Origin of the sequence: Hufsiella ginkgonis, from assembly GCF_009834915.1 — a bacterium.
Classification (GTDB): domain Bacteria; phylum Bacteroidota; class Bacteroidia; order Sphingobacteriales; family Sphingobacteriaceae; genus Hufsiella; species Hufsiella ginkgonis.
Genome location: NZ_WVHS01000001.1, coordinates 435,536 through 453,511 on the forward strand (window position 1 = coordinate 435,536; position 17,976 = coordinate 453,511).

Genomic DNA, 17,976 nt, shown 5'->3' on the forward strand with positions numbered 1-17,976 from the left:
ACGCTCTTGGGAAGCAAGACTATTTCCCTTATCTACCTGCTCTTTGATAGATTGTGCTACTCCCTTAACCGTACCAGTCTAAAGTAAAGGACCGGGCGTTATTTGCATCGATTTAGTCCATTCGTCGGGTGTCATATCACCCAGGGAACTATGTGGCCTGAAGGCGTTATAATCTGCCCGCCGCCGCTCGATCTTTTCTCTTGCGTCATCTACATTATCTACAGCCAGGTGTTCCAAGAATGCTTTTACCACCTTAGCATGCATGCTAACCCTTCGAAGAAATAGCCTAAGGCGAAATTGGGGTCGAGGCAGGTCGATTAATGCTGGCAAGGCAGGGGCTAAAAGGCCGTTTTTGACACAAAAAAAGCGGGACAAGACCTTAATTTTAAGGTGATGTCTCCGACGGGAATCCCCGTTTATTTGTAATTAGCTTACTGTCAATTTATTATTAGCACTGTTCTGAGTGACTCACCGGTTGACCCACTGGAATCCGCAAATGGTTTTGGTGTAAATTGTTAGGTTAAAGATGAAATAAAATGGGGTGAAATGCAAGCGATTTTTGAGGGAATTTGATACGTTTTGTTCAATAAATTGGCGTGTTCACGGAAGCGGGAGCAGTGGGAAAAAATGAACGGAGCCACTTTTGACATCACCCTTTTCTTAAATATCCTCGATTCGCGATTTGCGAATCGAGGATATTTAAATTACCTTTGATTACCAAATAGTAATATCCAGCCATGAAAAATCATAACGGCATGCGTCCCCACGATATCGTTGTTCTCCTTAAGATCATTTCTTTGGGAGATAACTGGCTGAATAAAGACCTGGCTGAAAGCCTATTTATAAGCACTTCAGAAATCAGTGAGTCCCTCAATCGCTCCAGGATAGCAAAGTTGATCAGCCCTGACAAGAAGAAAGTGTTCAGATCGGCACTTATGCGCTTTATTGAAAACGGGTTGAGCTTTGTATTCCCGTTGATCCCGGAGCCATGGCAAGGGGGATTCCAACTGCCCATTCTGCACCAATTATGAAAGATTTCATTATGTCCAATGAAGTCTATGTATGGCCCTCTCCAGACGGCAAGGCCAGGGGACAGGCAATTATACCACTTTACCCCAACCAGGTATTTGCAGTAAAGCAGGACGAGACCTTATATAATTTGCTTTCGTTGATCGACACCATCCGTGTAGGAAAGGTTCGTGAAAGTGAGAAAGCGGTGCAGTTGATGAAAGAGATATTATCCGGTGAATATACATGAGAATATCCTCCGGATCAAAGCCGTTAGCCAGGTGCTTTCCGAACTGAACGAAGAATTTGTTTTCGTAGGAGGTGCAACAGTATCTTTATATGCATCTAACCCTGAACTGGCAACAGAAGTCCGTCCTACAGACGATGTAGACGTGATTGTAGAGCTGGCTTCTTATAGCGGTTACTCGAAACTGGATGAACGATTACGGAGCGTCGGTTTTCAAAACGACATAGAATCGGGAGTGATATGCCGGTACCGTATACAGCGGATCATCGTCGATATAATGCCCACTCATCCTGAATCAATTGGTTTTAGCAACCAGTGGTACCCGGATGGATTTGCAAATGCCGTCACCTGTCGTCTCGACGATCAAACATCGGTCAGGATATTCTCTCTCCCATACTTTGTAGCTTCCAAATAGGCTGCTTTTAAAGGGCGCGGTAAAGGGGACTACCGAACAAGTAATGATTTTGAAGACCTGGTATACATATTAGAGAATGTTGATGACTTTGAAGGTCAATTTGCCAATGCACCCGAAGAGGTGAGGCAATATCTTGTCGACGAACTAGGCAATATTATAGAAACTGATTCTTTCGAAGAAGGGCTGTATGCACACTTGACAGGAGGGTACGGTGGAGTAGATGCCGATTATGTGAAGCGGAGGTTGATGATGGCGTTGAATCTGAATTAAATAGGTAATTACAGAATTCAAATTTGCGGCAATAAACAGCATCTGTTGCCGCAAATTTGAACTTCTCATCGCGGCTATTTCCGTCAAATAAACCCGGTATCTGAAGAAGAATGCTTCCAGATTGGCAATATCATAACATTTTCAGCCCAAGCAACGTTTTCTAAAACAGGTCTCTTTCAGCTGCTTATGAAAACAACCTATTTTAAACACCGCCGCCGATTCGATTTCAAGCCACATGATTTTGAAGTAGGCAACCTTCTGGGCGTCCAGCCTGGCTACGAAGACAATCACTTCCTTTTAAAGATCCTCAAGCTTCCCGAAGATCAGCTAAGCCAGTTTTACAACTATCACCTGGAGCATTTCCTGCAACAAAATCCCGGCATGGAGCGAGAGTTCTTCGCCCACGTATGGCGCATCGTAAAGAAGCGGATCGAACATTTCGAAAGCAAGGATCCGTTTTCTTCCAGCCATTCTGATTATGTAAAGCACATCGAGAAGCTTTCGGCTTTTAGCAATCATCTGGCGACGCTCGATCAATGGAAGGTACATTTCCCAATCGAATCAATCGTCAAGGAGAAGAACCAGGAAATTGACCGGCTCACGGAAAAGATCGCCGGTCTTGAAAAGAAGCTCGAGAAGCTGCAGCTATTTGACACCATTGAAAAGATCACAATTCCGGATGGCAGCTTGCCTACTGCGATAGATATTTTTAGGCAGCTACAGGAGACGACAGTAACCGGTAGTAAAAAGCTGTTCAGCTCGCAGACGCAAAGCCCCTGGTATAAATTACTCGCGAAATATTTTAATCACGGAGAGAAAGAAATCCCGATTGATACCGCCCGAAATTACTTCCCTGCGCAGAAGAAAACCAAGCTAATTAAAGGTTCCGATGTTCAGGAGGCGGATAAACTCTTCCTGGTTGTCCGAAAGAACACCTAACAACTGCCCGTTCGCTAAGCGCACATGACCAAACGCCACCAATGGTCATTCATTCAACCCTGTCCGTTCCCACATTTGCTCCTGTCATTACCAAAAAACAGGAAACCATGAACGTAGAATTCATCACCAGGGAAGATCTGCTACAATTCAAGACCGAATTAGTGCAGGAGTTAAAACAAGTAATCAACCCACCGACAGCGCAAGGCAGGCAATGGCTTAAAAGCGCCGAAGTCCGTAAGCTATTAAATATTTCGCCAGGTACATTGCAAAACCTGCGCATCAATGGTACGCTTCGCTATTCGAAGGTTGGCGGCATCATGTATTACAACACGAAGGACATCACCAAACTCCTCGAAGGCCATGGAAAAGTATAACCTCATACTCGGCTTCCTGGACAAAGTAGTTCACGACAGCCGCCTGATGCCGACCCACGTAAGCTTGTATACCACCCTGCTTTTCCAGTGGAAGGAGAGCCGGTTCAGTGTTCCCTTCCGGGTCACACGCAGGGAGCTGATGCAGCTGAGTAAGATCGCGTCGACTTCTACCTATCATAAATGCCTGAAGGAGCTGATCGCCTGTGGGTATATCCGGTACGAGCCATCTTATCACCCTCAGCAGGCTAGCCAGGTACTGCTTCTAACAGACGAATGACGCCCGGAATTAAGCGGCATTTTAACATCTGATTAACCACTAAAGAAGCGTCCGATCACCTCCGTGAACCTATGAAACTGTAAGGGAGCAAGTTTGTGTTTTTGTTCCACAAAAACTCTCCCGGGACTCCGTTCCCGGGACCAACTTGCCTTTCGCTCCCGGTGGTCGCAAAAGGACGATACTGAAACGATACCTGATAGCTATGGAAACCGAAAAGAAAGATAGTACGAAGCGACGAAAAGGCGGCAGACCACCTAAACGAATTAAGCGAAATAGGGATCTCCGGGTAAGGGTAACCGATACGGAACGATTCCTGATCGCAGCTAAGGCAAAGCAAGCCGGTGTACGAATCAGCGAGTATGTGAGGCAGGCTGCCAAGCGGGCGAAGGTCGTTCCCCGGCATTCCCGTGAGGATCTCAAAATACATCATACCCTCGCCGGAATAGCTAACAACCTGAACCAGATAACGAAGCTGGCTCACGAAGAAGGCCTATTCACTGTACAGAAGCGCTGCCGTGAGATTTTGGCAGAAGTTGACAAATCAATTAAAGACCTCAACGACAATGATCGGGAAAGTGATGACAGGTAAGAGTTTCGGCGGATGCGTGCGCTATAACCTCGAAAGGCCGGAGGCAACCATCCTTCACGCGGAGGGGTTACGCGCGGGTGACACTCATCACATCATCGACGATTTTAACCTGCAACGGAAAATGAATCCCGAGTTAGGCAAGGGCGTGGGCCACATCGTACTCAGCTGGAGCAAACACGACGTAGGCAAATTAACAGCCGAGATCATGGCCGAGCAGGCAAAAGAATACCTGCAAAAAATGAAGATTACCAATACGCAGTTCCTGGTCATCCAGCATACCGACCGCGAGCACCCGCATCTCCACATCGTGTACAACCGGGTGGACAATAACGCCAAAACTATATCCGACCAGTACCAGCGGAAGCGGAACGCCGAGGTATGCAAGCAGCTCACCCGCAAGCATGGCTATTACATGGCAGCCGGGAAGGTAGAGGTAAAACAGGAGCGCTTAACCGGTGCCGACAAAATTAAATACCAGATCTATCACGCGCTTAGCAAGGCTGCCGCCAATGCGACCAGCTGGAAACAACTGGAGAGTTTATTAAAGCAGCAGGGCATAGGTATTCAATATAAATATCGGAGGGGAACCAATGAGGTACAGGGTATTTCTTTCAGCGAGAACGGTACGCAGTTTAAAGGGTCGGAGATCGACCGGGGAATGAGTTTTCAAAGGCTGCACCACCGGCTCGAACAGAATTGGGACAAGGAATTAGATCGCCGCCTTTTCCCCCAGGTAAGCTCTCACACTGAAGAATACGAGGAAACGGAATTTAAATGGCTCGGATCGGCATCAAAGTCGCGCGAGCCGGATCTATTGTCCGAAATGCTGAAAACCCAGGGATCTAATGAACCGCCGCCACCAGAGTTAATAAAGCGCAAGAAAAAAAGAAAGTATTCACAAGGACTAAGTAGATAACCATGAAAACGAACCCACAACAGAAACTGGACGAGTTAGAAAACGTCGTTCATCAAACCGTAGTTAAGCTCACCGAGCTGGAAGGCCGGAAGATTGAGCTGCCCGAAATTCTCATTCCGGATTATACGGAGCAATTCAAGGAGTTGAAGAATATAACTACCCAAAATAACCTGGCATATCATGCAACGCAAATACAGGCGCAAATCCTGGAATTGAAAAAGCAGGCGGCATCCCTGCCGAAGGTGATCCCGGTTAGGCACCACCATCATATCGACGATAAATCGAAAGGCTTCCTGATCTCGGCGGCAATTATCCTATTGGTGTGCGCTATTTCTGTAGGCGTCGCGGTAGCGATGTGGAAAGAAAACTATCAAATGAACGAGAACTCGGTTAAATTCCGGATGATCCGGCAGACTAAGCCAAGCGTAGCGTATTGGGCAGACACTACTTATTTCCGAGACCGAGAGTTTATGGATGAGCTAACCAAGAAATTGGAGGCTGAACAGCTGGCAACAGCACAGGCGGAAGCGGCGGGAAAGCAAAGCGAGGAGGAGTTAAAGGCATCAAAGGAGAAGACCAGGAAACTTAAAGATAAGCTTGTCAAGTGACTATTTCTTTGCCATTTGCCTTCATTTCCGAATACACGGTATTCGAATGCTTCCAGCGGCATGGGGTAGTCAATATCAGCGGAATCTCCACGTAGTGTGCAGAACGCAATGGAATTCTACTAGGCGACCTAAAATTTTTCCACATCCGAGCAGGCTTCAAGTTTACCCTTATATTTGACAATTCAGTCCAAATAAACTTGTCCAATAAGTTACGAAACGTTTGGTGATTATATTAGGAAAGCAAGGGAGAAAAGGGATCTTCCGCTTCGAAAAGTGGCGGCACACCTGGATATCGATACGTCTACCCTCAGTAAGGTAGAACGGGGCGACCGCCCAGCTTCACTTAGTTATTTGGAAGCGCTTTCGGATATCCTCAATCTCGATTTGAAAGAGGTGCAAACAAAATTCATTGCAGACGAGATAGCAAAAGACTTTGGGGACATGGAACATTTAACAGAGGGATTAAAGGAAGCGGAGAAACAAATTCAGAATAAAAGGAAATAATGTCATCGAAATTTTTTACCAATAGTAGCGAACGTAGCATGTTCGATAAATTCAAGGGAATTATCGAACACATGAAGAACCTATACGCTTTTCATGCGGTGGTCGGCTATTTTCGTTCGTCAGGGTACTTTGCGCTGCAACCGTATTTAAAGGATTTGTCAGAGATTAAAATTCTCGTAGGTATCAACGTCGATCAAATGTTCGCCGAATCACAGCGTAAAGGATTGTTATACTTTGGCAACGAAGAAAAAACCAAAGAGGAATTCTTAAAATGGTTTGTTCAGGATATCAAAGAGGCCAAATACTCCGAAGAAGTAGAGAAAGGCATTCTTCAGTTTGTAAACGATTTGATCGACGGGCGAATAGAGGTCAGGGCGCACAATTCAAAGGCCATTCACGCTAAATTTTACCTCTTTTTGCCACAACATCACAGTGAGCATTCGGACGGTTGGGTGATAATGGGTTCATCCAACCTAACAGAAGCTGGGTTGGGAATAAAGAAATCGCCCAACTACGAATTAAACATTGCGCTGAAGGATTATGATGACGTATCGTTCACGAAAAAGGAGTTCGTCGATTTGTGGGAACATTCAACCGCTATTCTACCAGCCGATATTCAGCTGTTTAAGCAGAAAACGCATATTGGGCAAACCTTTACACCGTATGAACTTTACATAAAATTCCTTATTGAGTACTTTGGTAAGAACGTTGATTACGATCCAGATACGGTTGGGGATCTACCCAAATCATATAAAAAGCTATCATACCAGGTTGATGCGGTAAACCAGGGCTTTCAAATGCTAATGGAGCACAACGGGTTTTTCCTGTCGGATGTAGTGGGCTTAGGTAAAACGGTTATTGCGGCAATGATCGCTAAGCGATTTTTAATTGCCAATGGATCGCTTAATACCAAAATATTAGTGGTGTTCCCACCCGCATTAGAGAAAAACTGGAAAAATACCTTCCGGCTTTTCGGCATTGATCGCCATACGAAGTTTATTACCAACGGTCGCCTGGAGAAAATCGTAAAGGGCGACGATCTCAATTATTGGGCGAAAGAAGGCTATGATTTGGTGCTGGTGGACGAAGCTCACCGGTACCGCAACCATACCTCACAGTCGTTCGGGCTATTACAGCGTATTTGTAAAGCACCGCGTAACGGCGAGGGCTTGGTGCCGGGAAAGAAAAAGAAGGTGATTTTAATCTCGGCAACACCGTTAAACAATCGGCCGCAAGATTTATACTATCAATTACTCCTTTTTCAAGATGCGCGGCGAAGTACGTTACCGATTACTAATCTACAGAGTTTCTTTGGCCCTATCATTAGGGAATTCAGGGAAATTATGCAGCAGGACACTCCCAATATAGAACGCATTCGCGAATTATACTCGCTTATTCGCGAGAAGATAATTACGCAGATAACGGTACGAAGGACGAGACGTGATTTGAAAAGCTATCCAAAATATATTGAGGATTTAAAGGATCAAGGTATCGTCTTCCCCGAAATTGCTGCTCCCAAACCAAAGCTTTATGAGCTCGATGCGAAATTGAGCAAGTTGTTTTACCATACTATTTTTTACCTCACAGATGACGATAAAATCCAGTACTACCGTTATCAGGCCATCAAATACTTAAAACCCGAGTTGCGGGAGAGTTACTACGAACAGGCGATTCTTGTATCCCAATCATTAGCAGGGATCATGAAAACCCTCATGGTAAAACGTCTGGAAAGTAGCTTTACCGCTTTTAAGTCATCTTTACGAAACCTTGCTACAGCAACCGGTAGAATGATCGAGATGTTTGACAAAGGGAAAGTGCTTATTGCTCCCGACCTTCGGGTAAACGACCTGATGGAAAAAGGTTATAGCATTGAAGAATTGGAAGTACTGATAGTACAGATGAGTACGGAAAATCCCCGTAACAATGTTTTCAGTCCGGACGATTTTGACAGCTCGTTTATCCAGGGCCTGCGAAAGGACCATGCCCTTTTACAAGAATTAATACGAGAGTGGGGGAAAGTTGTTCAGGACCCTAAACTCGATTCCTTTCTAAAAACGCTCACGGAAGAACTGCTGAGTACGCAGATTAATCCTACCGGTAACTTAGTGATCTTTACAGAAAGTACTGACACAGCCAATTACCTCACCGAAAAAATCGAAGAGTTTTTGAGCATTAAGGTTCTCAACGTTTCGAGCGATAACCGAAGCAAGCTTTTTGAAACGATACAAGAAAACTTTGATGCGAACTATATCGGGGAGAAAAAACATGATTATAGAATTCTGATCACTACCGATGTATTGGCCGAAGGTGTAAATCTTCATCGTTCGAACGTGATTGTTAATTATGATACACCTTGGAACGCCACCCGGTTAATGCAGCGCATCGGGCGGGTGAACCGAATTGGAAGTGTGGCGGGAGTGATTTACAATTACAACTTCTACCCCTCGCAGCAGGGCGATGAAGAGATTAAATTGTATAGCAACGCTTTAATAAAGCTCCAGGGCTTTCACACGGCGTTCGGAGAAGATGCACAGATTTATACCCATGAGGAATTGCTTGAGGAATTCGAGCTATTTAAGGAGGGCTTGCCAGATTATGAAGATAAGCGCTTGCATTATCTGCGTTTTATCCGGGAGTTTAAAGACAACAACCCCAAAGAGTTTAAGCGCATAAAACAGTTTCCGTTAAAGGCGAGGACGGCCCGGAATAACAAATATGCTCAAAAGGAGGATATACAGCCGTCTACTATCGTCTTTTTAAAATCGCCCTATAAAACGGAATTTTACCACATTACCCAGGAAGCCAAGGTTAACCCATTGACTTTCCTGGAAGCTGCCCAGATATTTGAAGCGCAAACCAGCGAACCACCATTCGGTCTTCCAGATAGCCATTACACACACGTACAAGCTGCGCTAAAAACCTTTGATGAAGACTTTTTAGGGAGCAGTACCGAGAAGGTAACCACGCTTGATAAAGCGGACGCAATTACCAAGCAAGCTTTGAAATTTCTGCGAGACTTTAAAGCAATTACACACCAAGCCATTGTAAAAGAGACTTGCCAAACGTTACAGCCCATAGTAGAAACCGGGATTTATACGCCCTTGGCTAACGAGTTGAAAAAGCTAAGCCAAAAGTATTTTAGCAAAAGGGAGATTACCACCTCGCAGGTGGATAACTTGCTTATTGCACTGGCAAAAAAATACGACGCCTTTGTTAGCGATGAAGATGATGCAAAAATTGACGAAATTGACACCAATATAGCACCTGAAATAGTGCTTTCCGAAACATTTATTGATTAGAATGGATAAGTTAAAACGAAGCGAACGCCTGGAATTCGAGCAAATTGCCCTGCTTATTGAGGATGCCAGGAACCGGACTTTTCAAAAAGCTAACGAAGAGCTTATCCGTTTGTATTTTAATGTAGGCAATATTGTTGCAGTGAAAGTGTCGGAAGGTACGTGGGGAGAAAAAACCGTCGGCGAACTGGCTGCTTATATCGATGCCCAATATCCTGGGTTAACGGGATTTAATCGCAGAGGCTTGTATCGGATGAAACAGTTTTTTGAGACCTATTCCGATCCCGGCTTCTTATCGCCTTTGCAAACACAATTAGAGGCTTATTTTGCCGGGAAACAAGATCCCCTAATTGTGTCGGCAGTGCCGACACAATTACAAGGGCAGGAACTCGATACTGAAATTGTGTCGGCACTGCCGACACAATTAACACCACTTACGGCATTACAACAAAAACTCGTGTCCTTCATACTAACGAAGGTATCGTGGACGAACCACCTCGAAATACTTTCGCGAACTAAATCTCCGGAAGAGAAATTCTTCTATTTACTGCACTGTATAAAAGAAAGATGGTCGATGAGGGAGCTGCGAAGGCAATTATCCTCGGCTTATTTCGAAAGAATCATGCTTTCAAATCAAAAGATATCCACCCTATCCGCACAATTACCGCAAAACCTGTTTAAAGATCCTTATATCTTTGAATTTCTCGATTTGCCGGACGGGCATTCGGAGACCGATTTAGAGCGGTCGTTAGTACTCAACCTGCAAAAGTTCATCCTCGAAATCGGGAAGGGCTTTACCTACATGGGTAACCAATACCGGCTACAGGTAGGCAATAAGGATTACTATACCGACCTGCTTTTTTATCACCGCGATTTACAATGCCTCGTACTATTCGAGCTGAAAATACAGGAGTTTGAACCCGAGTTTTTAGGGAAACTAAATTTCTACCTCGAAGCACTCGATAGAGACGTGAAACGGCCCCACGAGAACACCAGCGTTGGCATTTTACTTTGCAAGGGGAAAGACACCGAAGTGGTGGAGTATGCCATGGCCCGCAATACTTCGCCCACAATGATTGCCGACTACGAAACTAAGCTGATACCGAAACATGTGCTGGCGAATAAATTGCATTATTTGGTGGAGCAGTTATCAAAAGAAGAAAAGGACTAATGGATAAAAAGACGTTACAAAATATATTGTCAAAGCCATTTGAGCTTACCGACTGGCAAAATCTGTTGACAGAGCTATTTGGAGTGAAAAGTTTTCTTCAAAAACCGGCAATTGTCCCTTTGTCAAACAATAAAAAAGCTGAAGCCGCTTTTGAATTAGGGAATTTTAGTACCTCCGATGATCGAATTATTGGTTTGTACCTAGTAAAGGTCAAGCCAGAAGTTTGGCTGGAACGGAATAAAGTAGGGTTACGAGAATTACTTCGTTCTGTTTATAGGCATGACGTAGATGGTGCCTTGATTGTTTTTGAGCAGGATGATAAATGGAGGTTAAGCTTTGTAAGTGAAATCAGGATATTTGACGAACAAGGGAATGCTATTGAAAGTAAAACACAGCCTAAACGTTTTACATACCTGCTGGGTAAAGGACAAAAAGTAAAAACTCCAACGGATAGATTGTATGCTATCGCTGGAAAAAAAATAAATCTTGAAGACATACGCAATTTGTTTTCCGTTTCCACGCTCACCAAAGAATTTTACAACGAACTCTTTAAATGGTACGAATGGGCGCTCTCGGAAGAAGTTGGTATTACATTTCCAAGAAATACAAATATCCCATCCGATAACCGGGAAAAACTCGAAGAGCAAATTATTCGGCTCATTACACGCTTACTCTTTGTATGGTTCATTAAGCAAAAAGATTTGGTTCCTCATGATTTGTTCGACACAAGCAAACTCCAAAAAACACTCAAAGACTTTAAACCAAACGATAGCCAAAACGGTATTTACTACAATGCTATTTTGCAAAACCTGTTTTTTGCTACCCTTAATAAAGCCATTACCGAGCGGGCTTTTGCCAAAGAGGAAAACAACCGTGATATAAAAACGCTATATCGCTATGCCGAAATGTTCAGCATTAATGAAAAGGAAGTGCTGGAACTTTTTAAACCCATTCCCTTCCTTAACGGTGGCTTGTTCGAATGTTTGGACAAAGACACCGCAATGGACGGAATAAAGTATCATTTAGACGGCTTTAGTCGAAACGGCAAAAAAGTAAAAGGCCAGTACAGTCACCGTGCTTTCATTCCTAATTGTGTGTTTTTTGACGAGCAGAAAGGCATTATTCCTTTATTGGAACGTTACAATTTTACCGTAGAAGAAAATGTACCTGAAGATGTGCAGGTAGCGCTTGACCCAGAATTATTGGGCAACGTGTTTGAAAATCTGTTGGGTGCATTCAACAACGAAACTAAGGAGTCTGCCCGCAAGCAAAGCGGAAGTTTTTATACACCTCGTGAAATAGTGGACTTTATGGTAAGTGAAAGTTTGCAGGCATATTTGCAACAGCATATTGGAGAAGTGGATTTGGACGGCAAGCTTACCGATGCACGGAAAAAGACAATTTACGACACCCTACTGAAGGTAAAAATCCTTGATCCTGCCTGTGGTTCTGGAGCTTTCCCGATGGGAATTTTGAACGGCATTATTACAATACTCGAGAAAATTGGTGTAGCCGAAGCTTTGGATATGTACAAATTGAAATTGCATCTTATTGAAAATTGTGTTTACGGTGTGGATTTACAAACTATTGCCGCACAAATAAGCAAACTGCGCTTTTTTATCTCATTAATTGTTGAACAAAAGGAAAAAGATTTACGCAAAGAGAATTACGGAGTAATTACCCTACCCAATCTGGAAACAAAATTTGTAGCGGCAAATACCTTGCTTGGATTACATAAAAAACAGGCACAAGGAAATTTATTTGAAGACCCGCGAATTGAAACCACCAAACAAGAAATTTTAGCTGTACGCCACGAACACTTTTATGCAAAAACAGCTAAAGACAAAAAACAGCTCCGCGAAAAAGATGCACAGTTACGAAGCGAATTGGTAAAACTCCTGGAACACAACCACGAATTTGCTCCCGAAGACGCCAAACAAGTAGCAGTGTGGAATCCCTACGACCAAAATGCTAGTTCACCATTTTTCGACACCGAATGGATGTTTGGCGTAAAAGACGGCTTTGATATTGTGATTGGGAATCCGCCTTATGTTGGATTATCAAAAAACAATGGGGCCTTAGCAAAAATCTACCAAAATTATGGGTATGATACCTTTGAAAAATCGGGCGATATATACTCGATATTCTACGAGAAAGGGTGGCATTTGTTAAAACCAAAAGGGGTATTGTGTTTTATTACTTCGAATGGTTGGATGCGGAATGATCATGGTGAAAGTACTCGCAGGTTTTTTGCAGAGCGCACCAATCCTATCCTACTAATAGACTTTGCTGGGCAAAAGATATTTGATACAGCAACTGTCGAGGTGAATATTTTAATGTTTCAACGAGATAAAAATCAGCAGAAAACCCTTGCCTGCATCGTAAAAGAAGCCGTGTTAAATAAATTGAGCGTTTTTGTTAAGCAGACAGCTGTCGAAAGCAGCTTCACCACGAGCGAAAGCTGGGTCATCCTAAGCCCGATTGAGCAACGTATTAAGACCAAGATTGAGGCGATGGGTACGCCTCTAAAGGACTGGGAAATTAACATCTACCGGGGTGTTCTCACAGGATATAACGAGGCGTTTATTATCAACAGCAATAAAAAAGCCGAGCTCATGGCTGAGGACCCAAAATCTGCTGAAATCATTCGACCGATTTTACGTGGCAGAGACATAAAAAGGTATGGTTACGAGTTTGCTGATTTATGGTTGATAAACACCCATAATGGCATCAAAAGAAGCGGCGTAAAACCCATAAATATCAATGATTATCCTGCGATAAAGCGTTGGTTAGATTATGGCGGGATTGCTTATAACGGAAAAATCTATGAAGGGTACAAACAAATAGAAAAACGTGCCGACCAGGGCGATACACCTTACAACCTGCGCAACTGCGTTTATATGGAGGATTTTTCTAAGCAAAAAATAGTTTGGGGTAATCTGAACTTGAAAGCCTCCTATGCCATCGCGCCAGGAGAACTTTTTGTAAACGCTCCCTGCCCAATGATTGTGCCTGCCAGCAAATACCTACTATCTGTACTCAATTCCAAACTTGCAGACTTTTATATTCGAACTTTGGCAAAAAAGAGAGGTGGGGGTTACATTGAATACAAACCCACATTTATAGAGCGATTGCCCGTTCCGATTATTTCCGATGACCGCCAAAAGCAATTCGCATCCCTAGTTGAGATTAGGAATAATACAAGCAGAGATAATTGCTCGAATGCTTCGATCGAAAAAGATATTAACGAGCTGATATATGAACTGTATAATTTAACAAAAGAAGAGATTGATGTCATTGAGCTTCAATAAATTCGATCTCTTCATTCGTCAGTTGGAAGTCTTGGTAAATTAAGCTGTTGAGAGCTGCCAATTGCTTTTCAAATTCCTTATTATTTTTCCGATTTTCAATAATATCATTTACGATGGTATTGTATATTTCTTTACGATCAGAAGAAACTCTTGGAGCATGAAGTTTTTCGATGGTATATTTTTTCCATCTAATAGTCCCTACTCCCGTAGTAGTTCCTATTTTAGAAAACAAATACTCTGACAGTTTTGAATTTAGATAACCGAATAAGAGAAAAAGTGATTCACCTGTCAGCAAGAACGTTGTGGCTTCTGTAACAAACTCGCCGTTCAGATCAATGCAGAATTTTGTTGTGTCAGAGATTTCGCCCCAAACTATTTTTTGCTTAGAAAAATCCTCCCAATAACTTATACTGTCCTGGGTTTCAAACCATTTGTTTGTAGTGGCTTTTCTGGATTTTGTGTTATTCTTGAAACTGATTTTCTCACCATTGATATAGATATCATCACCAGTTTGTTCCAGTCGTTTAAAACACCATTCACGCAAGTAATTCTTAGCTATCCATGCAAATCCACTCGCTATCAAGAGCTCTCTGCCAAATGTGAGTAAGTGATTTTTTACAGCGGGGTAGTCGTCTATTTTGTACCCTTTAGAGGGAAACGTCGCAATCAAATATTGCTCTGCAAATTCATATCCATATCGCTTAATATCACGCCCTCTGAGAATCGGTCGTATAATTTCTTCACTTTTAGGATCTTGTGCAATGAGCTCCTTACGCTTTCCTCCGTCAACAATAAAAGCTTCGTTAAGCCCAGTTTTAATGCCGTAGCTTATTTGTATATCCCAGTCTTTTAACGGTGTTCCAATCCGTTCAATCTTCTCCTTTATCTGTTGTTCAATATCCGAAAGGATTACCCAACTGTCGACATTAGTAAATGCACAAATATTCCCATGTTGCCTAACAAAAACGCTCCCTTAAATTATACCTTAACTTATCTCTGATCATTAAAATAATAAGCAAGCATCTCGTGCAGCTGAGCCGGTTTAAACGGTTTGGTCAGGCAGGCGTTCATTCCGGAAGCGATCACCTTTTCATACATATCGGACACCGTTGATGCAGTTAATGCCAGTATAGGGAGCTCTTTATATTTTTTCCCTGGCAGGTTCCTGATAGCGATCGTGGCTTCGTAACCGTCCATGACTGGCATTTGCAGGTCCATCAGCACCAGGTCGTAATTACCGCTCGCTACTTTGTCAACACCTATCCTGCCGTTTTCAGCTACGTCGCATTCGATCTGCCAGTTCGTTAAGAATCTCCGCACCAGCATTGCGTTAACAGGGTTGTCTTCCGTTACGAGCACCCGTTTTCCTGGAAAACCCGAATTGTCCGCCGCTGCGTTCAATAAAGATTCGGCAGCGGTTTTTTCGTCGATATTGAACCTGAGCTCAAAGAAGAAGGATGATCCTTCATCCTCTTTGCTGATCACGGAAAGCTTGCTTCCAACCAGTTCCAGCAACCGTTTACAAATAGCAAGGCCCAGCCCCGTACCTCCATATTTTCTCGTGGTTTCAGAACTTGCCTGGGAGAATTTCTCGAATATGTACTGCAACTTGTCCTCCGGGATACCTATCCCGGTATCTTTTACAGCAAAGCAGAGGGTAGCGGTGGTCGCGGTTTTTTCTGTCACCGAGGTACTAAGCTCTACCTTCCCTGCGGGCGTGAACTTTATGGCATTAGCCACCAGGTTGTTCAGGACTTGCGATAACCGGGTAGGATCTCCCTTAATTCGTGCCGGCACTCCCGGCCCGATCTCCAGGGTCAACAGAATCTCTTTCTTGTCAGCTTCCTGCTGCTGCGCGGCCCTGATGTTTTCAAGTAATGCATGCAGGTCAAAATCGATGTTCTCAAAAACCACTTTACCTGCATCGATCTTATTAAAATCGAGGATATCGTTGATCAGGGTCAATAGGTTATCAGCAGAAAATCGCAGGACGTTCAGATACTCAACCTGGTCTGGCCGCGGATTGTCAAGGAGCAGGTTGGTGAAACCGACGATCGCGTTCATCGGGGTCCTGATCTCGTGGCTCACGATCGATAAAAACTCAATTTTGGCATTGGTTGCATCATCCGCCTGTTGTTGACGTAGCCGAATTTCTTCCTCCTGTTTTTTGCGTTCGTCGATATCCTGGAAAACGCCGTACAGCCTGATGCATTTACCGTCCTGAAATTCAGGGTGCCCTACCGTGCGGGTCCATCGCGTTTTACCTTTAGCGGTAACGATCTGCAGCTCAAGGTCGTAATCAACTCCCTTATTTACCGCTTTATTAAAGGCGTCGCCTAGTTTTTTTCGATCGGCACCTTCTTTAAAAAAGGTGGCTGCCGACCCGCGGTCAGGTACATAGTCCTCAGGGACTTCAAAGATCATCTTCGTTACCTCAGTCCATATCACCCTGCCGGTTTCCAGGTCCAGTTCCCAGCCACCTACCCTGGCCGTTTGATTCGTTTTGTTGAGAAAGTCTTTTACGCGCTGCAATTCTTTCTCCGCCTGCTTGTGCGGTGAAATATCAAAATAGCTTCCTGTCATACGAAGCGGAACCTCCCCGTTCCAAATAAGCCTGCCCGTCACCAGGATACAAACGATTTTATTGCGGTCCTTGTGCTGCAGGGCTATTTCAAGCGTAAACGGGATCTTACCCTGGCTGTCCCGGTGCGCTATGTAATTCTCCCGAAGGATATCCAGGTAGCCCGGTTTAATTATCTCTTTCCATGAAGCCAGGTCATTGTCGATCTCCGGTAAATCCAACAAGATCTTTAAAGAATCGTCTACGTTAATTTCGCGGGAATCAGTCTCCCAATCCCAATAGCCGGAGACAGTGTCGGTATAGTCAGCGTGAGGGATCCGGGGCATTTGGAAGTACTTTAGGTTTAAACATCAGTTAGTCGTAATTGTTTAAAAATGAGCGGCATATTGGCGCCGCCTAATGAAATCTGAAAGCGATCACAATATCAATTAGAATAGAAAGTATTTTCCAATTCTGAAGGAAATCTGAAGTTTTAAAAAAATAAGATCTTTTAAATTTGACGTGATGCAAGCCGTAAGAAAACGCCCGCCGCTCAAGGGGGGAACGTGCGCCCGTAGCGTCGGCTGGTACAGGAATCGTGGATTCCAACAGGGACCAGGCCGAACCGGCGGCATTAAGCGGTAGCTGCCGGTTCGGTACAGATCTTTCCGAGTGTTTATGACAGTTCCGGTTCAGCCATAACGGCTTCCCTGGCTTTTCCGAAACGCCAATAGATGAGCGGTAAAAAAAACAGGTTAAGGACCGTTGAGGTCGTCAGTCCTCCCAGGATCACGATCGCCATCGGGTACTCTATCTCCTGCCCCGGCTTATTCCCGCTGATCACGATCGGCAGCAGCGCGAGCGACGCGGCCAGCGCCGTCATCAGGATCGGCGTTATACGCTCCAACGCGCCCCGGATAATCATATGTATACCGAATTTTTCGTTCTCTTCCGTTTCGAGGTGACGATAATGGCTGATCAGCATGATCGCATTACGGGCGGCGATCCCGAGTACTGTAACAAAACCGACGAGTGACCCAAAGGACAGTACCCCCCCGGAAATCCATGCAGTGAGAATACATCCCGAAAGTGCGGATGGCAGGCTTAACAAGATCATCGTCGCAATACGGTATGAGCGGAAGTCGGCATAAAGGATCAGGAAAATACCCAGGAGCGAGAGCAGCATCAGGCTATACAAACGGGTCTGCGATTTTTGCCGCTCCGCATATTCGCCCAGGATTTCCGGGTGGTATCCTGCGCCGAAGGAAACTTCCCTCAGCTTCGCCTGAATATCTTTGGCGACGGCACCGAGATCGCGGCCCTTGGTATTACAGGTTACGTCGATCCGGCGGGAGGATTGTTCCCGCGCGATCTCGTTCGGCGTAGGTGCTACATATACATCGGCGACATCTTTCAGCGGCACGCGTCTGCCCCGCGGGATATCGATCTGCAGCGCGCGGATATCCTCGATGCCCGTACTTTATATCAAAT

At 44.4% G+C, this 17,976-nt stretch carries 17 protein-coding genes; 13 read left to right on the plus strand and 4 right to left on the minus strand.

The genetic code is table 11. From position 1 onward, the window contains the following. Positions 1-78: 78 nt before the first annotated feature. Positions 79-264 (minus strand): integrase core domain-containing protein, encoded by a 186-nt coding sequence (locus GS398_RS22925; protein WP_160905020.1) that lies wholly within the window; start codon positions 262-264, stop codon positions 79-81. A gap of 473 nt (positions 265-737) precedes the next feature. On the opposite strand from GS398_RS22925, the gene GS398_RS22225 reads away from it, so the two are divergent. The 13 genes from GS398_RS22225 to GS398_RS01810 all read left to right on the plus strand — a co-directional run bounded on the left by GS398_RS22225 (position 738) and on the right by GS398_RS01810 (position 13,925). After that, a complete protein-coding gene (locus GS398_RS22225) occupies positions 738-1,031 on the plus strand; it encodes a hypothetical protein (protein WP_202405921.1) in 294 nt (97 codons plus the stop codon). Between the two features lie 11 nt (positions 1,032-1,042). Next, positions 1,043-1,258, plus strand: a complete 216-nt coding sequence (locus GS398_RS22230; RefSeq protein WP_202405922.1) for a hypothetical protein — start codon at positions 1,043-1,045, stop codon at positions 1,256-1,258. Next, positions 1,245-1,670, plus strand: coding sequence for a hypothetical protein (locus GS398_RS01760; protein WP_160905021.1), 426 nt, complete (start codon positions 1,245-1,247; stop codon positions 1,668-1,670). Before GS398_RS22230 ends, GS398_RS01760 begins: the two co-directional genes overlap by 14 nt. A gap of 456 nt (positions 1,671-2,126) precedes the next feature. Beyond that, positions 2,127-2,879, plus strand: a complete 753-nt coding sequence (locus GS398_RS01765) for a hypothetical protein (RefSeq protein WP_160905022.1) — start codon at positions 2,127-2,129, stop codon at positions 2,877-2,879. A gap of 107 nt (positions 2,880-2,986) precedes the next feature. Beyond that, a complete protein-coding gene (locus tag GS398_RS01770) occupies positions 2,987-3,253 on the plus strand; it encodes a helix-turn-helix domain-containing protein (protein WP_160905023.1) in 267 nt (88 codons plus the stop codon). Then, positions 3,240-3,530, plus strand: coding sequence for a hypothetical protein (locus GS398_RS01775; protein ID WP_160905024.1), 291 nt, complete (start codon positions 3,240-3,242; stop codon positions 3,528-3,530). Before GS398_RS01770 ends, GS398_RS01775 begins: the two co-directional genes overlap by 14 nt. Before the next feature lie 202 nt (positions 3,531-3,732). Continuing rightward, on the plus strand, positions 3,733-4,119 hold the full coding sequence (locus GS398_RS01780) for a plasmid mobilization protein (protein ID WP_160905025.1): 387 nt from the start codon (positions 3,733-3,735) through the stop codon (positions 4,117-4,119). After that, positions 4,094-5,035: a relaxase/mobilization nuclease domain-containing protein gene (locus GS398_RS01785; RefSeq protein ID WP_160905026.1), complete on the plus strand. Its 942-nt coding sequence runs from the start codon at positions 4,094-4,096 to the stop codon at positions 5,033-5,035. Before GS398_RS01780 ends, GS398_RS01785 begins: the two co-directional genes overlap by 26 nt. A gap of 2 nt (positions 5,036-5,037) precedes the next feature. After that, positions 5,038-5,643, plus strand: coding sequence for a hypothetical protein (locus tag GS398_RS01790; RefSeq protein ID WP_160905027.1), 606 nt, complete (start codon positions 5,038-5,040; stop codon positions 5,641-5,643). Between the two features lie 231 nt (positions 5,644-5,874). Beyond that, positions 5,875-6,147, plus strand: coding sequence for a helix-turn-helix domain-containing protein (locus tag GS398_RS22785; RefSeq protein ID WP_369410232.1), 273 nt, complete (start codon positions 5,875-5,877; stop codon positions 6,145-6,147). Positions 6,148-6,218: 71 nt separating this feature from the next. Continuing rightward, positions 6,219-9,446 carry a helicase-related protein gene (locus GS398_RS01800; protein ID WP_202405923.1) on the plus strand — a complete coding sequence of 1,076 codons (3,228 nt, stop codon included), beginning with the start codon at positions 6,219-6,221 and terminating at the stop codon, positions 9,444-9,446. Position 9,447: 1 nt separating this feature from the next. After that, a complete protein-coding gene (locus GS398_RS01805) occupies positions 9,448-10,614 on the plus strand; it encodes a PDDEXK nuclease domain-containing protein (RefSeq protein WP_160905029.1) in 1,167 nt (388 codons plus the stop codon). Continuing rightward, positions 10,614-13,925, plus strand: a complete 3,312-nt coding sequence (locus tag GS398_RS01810; protein WP_160905030.1) for an Eco57I restriction-modification methylase domain-containing protein — start codon at positions 10,614-10,616, stop codon at positions 13,923-13,925. Before GS398_RS01805 ends, GS398_RS01810 begins: the two co-directional genes overlap by 1 nt. Here the strand turns inward: GS398_RS01810 and GS398_RS01815 are convergent. From GS398_RS01815 to GS398_RS01825, 3 genes are all read right to left on the minus strand, one after another. Continuing rightward, entirely contained in the window at positions 13,909-14,595 is a 687-nt protein-coding gene (locus GS398_RS01815) for a TaqI-like C-terminal specificity domain-containing protein (protein ID WP_237488062.1), read from the minus strand. The genes GS398_RS01810 and GS398_RS01815 overlap by 17 nt on opposite strands. Positions 14,596-14,915: 320 nt before the next feature. Beyond that, a complete protein-coding gene (locus GS398_RS01820; RefSeq protein ID WP_160905031.1) occupies positions 14,916-16,832 on the minus strand; it encodes a hybrid sensor histidine kinase/response regulator in 1,917 nt (638 codons plus the stop codon). A gap of 329 nt (positions 16,833-17,161) precedes the next feature. After that, positions 17,162-17,956 carry an efflux RND transporter permease subunit gene (locus GS398_RS01825; RefSeq protein ID WP_160905945.1) on the minus strand — a complete coding sequence of 265 codons (795 nt, stop codon included), beginning with the start codon at positions 17,954-17,956 and terminating at the stop codon, positions 17,162-17,164. Between the last annotated feature and the right edge of the window lie 20 nt (positions 17,957-17,976).

Excerpts from the sequence above, each read along its gene's own strand:
- GS398_RS22925 (WP_160905020.1), bottom strand. The coding sequence starts at position 264 with ATGCATGCTAAGGTGGTAAAAGCATTCTTGGAACACCTGGCTGTAGAT.
- GS398_RS22225 (WP_202405921.1), top strand. The coding sequence starts at position 738 with ATGAAAAATCATAACGGCATGCGTCCCCACGATATCGTTGTTCTCCTT.
- GS398_RS22230 (WP_202405922.1), top strand. The coding sequence starts at position 1,043 with ATGTCCAATGAAGTCTATGTATGGCCCTCTCCAGACGGCAAGGCCAGG.
- GS398_RS01765 (WP_160905022.1), top strand. The coding sequence starts at position 2,127 with ATGAAAACAACCTATTTTAAACACCGCCGCCGATTCGATTTCAAGCCA.
- GS398_RS01770 (WP_160905023.1), top strand. The coding sequence starts at position 2,987 with ATGAACGTAGAATTCATCACCAGGGAAGATCTGCTACAATTCAAGACC.
- GS398_RS01775 (WP_160905024.1), top strand. The coding sequence starts at position 3,240 with ATGGAAAAGTATAACCTCATACTCGGCTTCCTGGACAAAGTAGTTCAC.
- GS398_RS01780 (WP_160905025.1), top strand. The coding sequence starts at position 3,733 with ATGGAAACCGAAAAGAAAGATAGTACGAAGCGACGAAAAGGCGGCAGA.
- GS398_RS01785 (WP_160905026.1), top strand. The coding sequence starts at position 4,094 with ATGATCGGGAAAGTGATGACAGGTAAGAGTTTCGGCGGATGCGTGCGC.
- GS398_RS01790 (WP_160905027.1), top strand. The coding sequence starts at position 5,038 with ATGAAAACGAACCCACAACAGAAACTGGACGAGTTAGAAAACGTCGTT.
- GS398_RS01800 (WP_202405923.1), top strand. The coding sequence starts at position 6,219 with ATGAAGAACCTATACGCTTTTCATGCGGTGGTCGGCTATTTTCGTTCG.
- GS398_RS01805 (WP_160905029.1), top strand. The coding sequence starts at position 9,448 with ATGGATAAGTTAAAACGAAGCGAACGCCTGGAATTCGAGCAAATTGCC.
- GS398_RS01810 (WP_160905030.1), top strand. The coding sequence starts at position 10,614 with ATGGATAAAAAGACGTTACAAAATATATTGTCAAAGCCATTTGAGCTT.
- GS398_RS01820 (WP_160905031.1), bottom strand. The coding sequence starts at position 16,832 with ATGCCCCGGATCCCTCACGCTGACTATACCGACACTGTCTCCGGCTAT.